The 5,030-nt window shown below is 65.2% G+C and carries 6 protein-coding genes and 1 pseudogene; 5 read left to right on the plus strand and 2 right to left on the minus strand.

The window, feature by feature from the left end; genetic code table 11:
* From AC1DXV_RS31150 to AC1DXV_RS31170, 5 genes and pseudogenes are all read left to right on the plus strand, one after another.
* Positions 1 to 471 (plus strand): annotated as a pseudogene (locus AC1DXV_RS31150) (hypothetical protein); the annotation flags it as partial.
* Positions 380 to 1,099, plus strand: coding sequence for an RHS repeat-associated core domain-containing protein (locus tag AC1DXV_RS31155; RefSeq protein ID WP_477866076.1), 720 nt, complete (start codon positions 380 to 382; stop codon positions 1,097 to 1,099). The pseudogene AC1DXV_RS31150 and the gene AC1DXV_RS31155, both read left to right, overlap by 92 nt.
* Positions 1,087 to 1,437, plus strand: a complete 351-nt coding sequence (locus tag AC1DXV_RS31160) for a hypothetical protein (protein WP_477866077.1) — start codon at positions 1,087 to 1,089, stop codon at positions 1,435 to 1,437. Before AC1DXV_RS31155 ends, AC1DXV_RS31160 begins: the two co-directional genes overlap by 13 nt.
* Before the next feature lie 58 nt (positions 1,438 to 1,495).
* Entirely contained in the window at positions 1,496 to 1,705 is a 210-nt protein-coding gene (locus AC1DXV_RS31165) for a hypothetical protein (RefSeq protein ID WP_477937345.1), read from the plus strand.
* A gap of 7 nt (positions 1,706 to 1,712) precedes the next feature.
* On the plus strand, positions 1,713 to 2,180 hold the full coding sequence (locus AC1DXV_RS31170) for a hypothetical protein (RefSeq protein ID WP_477866079.1): 468 nt from the start codon (positions 1,713 to 1,715) through the stop codon (positions 2,178 to 2,180).
* A gap of 113 nt (positions 2,181 to 2,293) precedes the next feature.
* On the opposite strand, the gene AC1DXV_RS31175 is transcribed toward AC1DXV_RS31170, so the two are convergent.
* On the minus strand, positions 2,294 to 4,117 hold the full coding sequence (locus AC1DXV_RS31175; RefSeq protein ID WP_477937347.1) for a hybrid sensor histidine kinase/response regulator: 1,824 nt from the start codon (positions 4,115 to 4,117) through the stop codon (positions 2,294 to 2,296).
* Entirely contained in the window at positions 4,114 to 4,758 is a 645-nt protein-coding gene (locus AC1DXV_RS31180) for a response regulator (RefSeq protein WP_477866081.1), read from the minus strand. Before AC1DXV_RS31180 ends, AC1DXV_RS31175 begins: the two co-directional genes overlap by 4 nt.
* Positions 4,759 to 5,030 lie beyond the last annotated feature (272 nt).

Here is a 5,030-nt window from a genome sequence, read left to right on the forward strand (position 1 = left end):
ACCAACCCGGCGCGCAGTTTCGGCTATGACAACGCCGGGAACACGACCAGCGACAGCGCCGGCTACACCGCGAGCTACGACCTGCCGGGGCAGCTGGCGGTGCTGTCGCGAGGCGGGATGACCGCGCGCTACAGCTACGACACCGAGCGGCGGCGCATCCGCAAGTTCACGAACGCGGGGCCGCAGAGCACCGTCATCTTTGTGTACGACCCGCAGGGCCAGCTGCTCGGCGAGTACGACCAGCAAGGTCGGGCGATTCGCGAATACGTCTGGCTGGACAACGTGCCGGTCGCGGTGTTCATGCCGGACCCCACGGACTCGACGGGGGGTACCGCTCGTCTACTTCATCCACACCGATCACCTGAACACGCCGCGCGTGGTGGTCGACCGCGAAGGCCGCCAGCGCTGGAGCTGGATGGCCGAGCCCTTCGGCACCACCGCGCCACTGACCAACCCGGCGGGGCTCGGTGACTTCACCTTCAACCTGCGCTTCCCGGGGCAGTATTCGGATGAGGAGTCGGGGCTGTTCTACAACTGGAACCGCTACTACCGGAAGGAGGGCGGGGGCTACACGCAGAGTGATGCGATGGGGCTGGCGGGTGGGAGCTTGTCCACGTACACGTATGCGGGCAACAACCCGCTCAGCGGGATCGATCCAATGGGGCTTTGCGATTGCAGCGCAATCTTGGCCCAGGCTGAACTGCTGAACAATGATCGGCGGTACAGCTACTCTGCGGAATCACGCCCGGGTCCCAATACCAACAAGTGCAACTTCTTCCTTGATGATGTCCTGCAATCGACCGGCGTCGCTCCTCACAGGAACTTTCTGGGCATGCCCTTCAGCGCTGGCACATGGGCCAATCCAGAAGCAATCATCCCCAACTTCCCTGTCGTCGAGACGCCGCAGCCAGGAGATGTGGTTGCCGTTGCCCACAACTATGCTGACGCATCCGGTCATGTCGCCATCGTGAAAGTGCCCGGTGTATCGTCGATCGGAGCTGGCTCAGGAAGTGGCTCGCATACAACCGGATGGCCGTGGGATTCGACAACATCGCCGCAGGGGACACCGGTCTACAGGAGATGCACATGTCAAAACTGATGCTGCGCAGGCTGTTCGATTCGGCCGTCTGGGCATTCATGGGACTCGCCCTGACCCAGCTCGGATGCGACTCGAAGCAGCAAGCCGAGGTTCCGCAGGCATGGTCCATGGACTTCAATGGAAAGACTCTTGGCGAGATACACAGCACCATCGGGTATCCCGCTGAGTCATCTTCCGCAAAGCAATTCGAGAACTGGATCCTGATTTCTGAGGATGGGACAAAGATGTTGAAAGTCATTTGCCCAGAGCGATGTGCGGATCAAGAGCTCGCTACTGAAGTCTGGTTCCTGACTTTCAAACGTGGGTCTTCGACGCCTGCGTCGCGAATGCGCTTGTAGGCTCGGCTCGTGGCTGTTGTCCGTGAGGGCCGCGAAGACGACGCCTATGGAGACGACCTTGGCGAAGAAACTCAGTGGCGAACTGAACGACATCATCGGTCGTTTGGACGAATCGATCCGCTTGGTAATGGACCGATGCACCGAGGCTGAATTCACTGCCTACAGGACCGCGATCGGCAGAGTCATCGGAGTGCTCGTTCTGGATGTCCTCAATCCGCTGTACGCGAGGAATCCGGAGGCCAAGCCTGACGGCTACGACGACGAATGAGACCACCATGACCATCGTTCCCTTTCGCTGTGCAAAGACAGGATCAGAGCTGTCTCCCGAAAAAGCAGGTCATTGCGCGCTCTGCGAGCGGCTGCTCGATCGTCAATTCTTGCCGGAGTGCGTTTACCCCGCGCAGAGGAAGCCGGTTTGTGTCGACTGCATCCAGGCCGTGGCCGACAAGACGTTCGCGACGATCATCAAACGGGACCTGTGGTTGGTTGACGCCGCGTCGTCGGCACGTCCAAAGAACATCCGCATCGAAATTGGCTTTCCACATTCGACTGGATCAGATGAAGAGGCCGCGTGCTCGGTGCTGATTCGCGGAGTGATGCCCAACGCCCTCGACATCCATGGTTCCGACGCCTTGAGCGCGATGCAGTGTGCGATGAAGTTTGCGGACTCCGAGTTGAAGGCTTTGCCCGAAACGATGGCAGTGCAGTGGCCAGGTGGTGATGCGTACTTCGACCGGCCGTGATGGGATCCATCACCCCTGTTCGTGAGCAAGTTGGAGGATGCCGCAAATGCTTCCCCAGGCAGAATCCGCGCGGACCCGCCGGCGGTCACCCGGAGGCGGGGCAGTGCCGCGACCTACGGCACCGCCCTCAGCACCGCATACAACTCGCGCGTGCGCACCGGCTTGAACAGCACCTGGTGCCCGCTGTCGTGCACCCGCTTCACCTGCTCCGGCGAGGTGTCGCCGGTGATCAGCAGCGCCGGCAGCGGCGCGCCGTAGAACTCGCGCACCCGCTCGATCGCCGCGATGCCGTCCTCGTCGTTCGCGAGTCGCAGGTCGGACACCACCACATCGATCACGCCGGCGTGGCGCCGCACCTCGGTGCAGGCCTCGAGGATGGTGCCGGCCGTCAGCACGTGGTAGCCCCAGGTCTGCAGCAGCTCGCGCATGCCGTCGCGGATGATCTCCTCGTCGTCGATCAGCAGCACCGTGCGGTTCGCGTCGACAGCGGCCGGCACCGTGTCGGCGGCGATCACCATGTTGTCCATCTCGACCAGCTCGGTCTGCTTGATCAGGATGCGGAACACCGTGCCGCGGCCCGGCGTCGAGGCCACCTCCAGCTTGTGTCCCATCAGCACCACCAGCCGCTTGACGATCGCCAGGCCCATGCCCAGCCCGCGCGTGCGGTCGCGCCCCGGGTTGCCCACCTGGTAGAACTCGTCGAAGACCTTCGGCAATTCGTCCTCGGCCATGCCGATGCCGGTGTCCCACACCTCGATGCTCACATGGTGCCGCCGGTTGCGCGCCACCACCACCAGGCCGCCCTCGTTCGTGTAGCGGATCGCGTTGTGGATCAGGTTGCTCAGCACGCGCTCCAGCAGGTGCGGGTCGCTGGTGACGATCTTGCCGCCGGGCTTGAAGCGCAGCGACAGCCCCAGCTCCTCGGCCTGCCCGCTGCAATGCATGTGCAGCACGCGGAACAGGTCGCGGATCGGGAACGACTGCAGGTTCGGCTCGATCACGCCGGCATCGAGCTTCGAGATGTCGAGCATCGACGTGAAGCTCTGCTCCAGCGCGTCGATCGAGCGGATCATGTTCGTCACCATCGGCTGCAGCGGCGAGCTGCCGAGCTGCTTCTGCAGCGTCGCGGCGAACAGGCCCAGCGCATGCATCGGCTGGCGCAGGTCGTGGCTGGCCGAGGCCAGGAAGCGGCTCTTCTCGCGGTTCGCCCGCTCCACCAGGAACACCTGCTGGCGCAGCGCGCGCACCAGCGCATCGTTGTCGAGCTTGGTCTGCAGCTCGCGCATCAGCAGCCGGTGGCGCGACAGCGCGAACACGCCGATCACGAGGCCCGATACCGCCACCAGCGAGCCGATCGTCAGCGACAGCGGCAGGCCCTCGCGCAGCAGCACCACGATCAACGGCGCGAGCAGCGGCAGCAGCCACCAGAAGATGGCCGGGCGGTACGGCGTCGAAATGTGCGCGCCCGCGGCCGCGACCAGCAGCAGCACGCCGATCAGCCACGAGGTGGCCGTCCAGTTGGTGCTGGGCAGCAGCCACCATGCCGCCGCGCCCCACACCATCGCCGACAGCGCCAGCACCAGCAGGTAGCGGCGCAGCCATTGCTTCGGCTCGGCCAGCGCCGCGCGGCCCTGGCGGCGGAAGTGCCACGCGAGCAGCAGCTGCAGCCCCTGCACGCTGTGCATCGCGGCCGACCACCACAGCACGCGCGCGTCGTCGGTCAGCAGCGCGAACACGCCCCAGCCGAGCAGCGCGAGCGCGAACGACACCGCGATCGTCCGGTAGGCATGGCGGTACAGGCGCTCCACCTGCGACGCGCCGGTGCGCTCGCGGCGGCGTTCCTGGCCTTCGTCGAGGCTCGCGTCGTGGGCACCGGGCGTCGCCGAGGGCGCGATGCGGAACACCACGGGCGGCCGGTCGCTCAACGGAACGCTCAACGGAACAGGCTGATCAGGTGCGAGCGCGACTTCACGTCGAGCGCGAGCAGGATCGTCGACACGTAGTTCTTGATGGTGCCCAGCGACAGGCCGGTGGCCGTGCTGATCTCCTGGTTGGAGCAGCCGGACAGCACCAGCTCGAGGATCTCGAGGTGGCGCGGGCCGAGCTCGGCGACCCGGTCGTAGCTGGACGAACTCGGAAAGCGCGGGAAGCGGGCACTGCTGCCGTGGTGAGCGGCGTGGCCATTGGCCGGGCCGGGCGTGGCCGACAGCAGCGAGAGCACGATGTCGCACATCGAGCCGGGCGCCTGGCCCTTGGTGACATAGCCGACCGCGCCGAGCGCACGCACCTGGCCGATCACGAATTCATCCTGCGTGCCGCTGATGACGGCGACGCGCGCTTGCGGAAAGGCCTCGAGGAACTGCTTCAGGCCCTGCAGTCCCTTGCAGTCGGGCATGTTCAGATCGAGCAGCACCAGCGTGGTGTCGGGGTGGGCCCGGTAGGCCTCGATCGCGTCGTGCAGCGTGCTCGCCTCCAGCAGCTCGAGTGGCGTGTCCTCGATGGCCGACAGGCTGGTGACGATGCCCACGCGCAGCAGCGCGTGATCGTCGACGATCAGGATCTTGGGGACGGGGGACACGGTGGATCCGGTGGATTCGGCGCCAGGGTGCAGAACTGAATTCATCGCAGGGGATGCCTCATCGACGCTCAAGCAAGCGCGCATCGTATGCGCTGAGCGCACGCGAGGCAAACCGCCCGTTCGGGCGAATCCGCTTCGTCGGATCGCCGTTGGCCCACCCGAAAGGGGGTGTCCCGGGCTTGCACCGTCGTCAGAACAGGTGCGTGAACAGCCAGTACAGCGAGCCCGACAACAGGATCGCGGCCGGCAGCGTCAGCACCCAGGCCATCAGC

This window comes from Rhizobacter sp. P3_C12, assembly GCF_056402735.1.

Excerpts from the sequence above, each read along its gene's own strand:
- AC1DXV_RS31170 (WP_477866079.1), top strand. The coding sequence starts at position 1,713 with ATGACCATCGTTCCCTTTCGCTGTGCAAAGACAGGATCAGAGCTGTCT.
- AC1DXV_RS31160 (WP_477866077.1), top strand. The coding sequence starts at position 1,087 with ATGTCAAAACTGATGCTGCGCAGGCTGTTCGATTCGGCCGTCTGGGCA.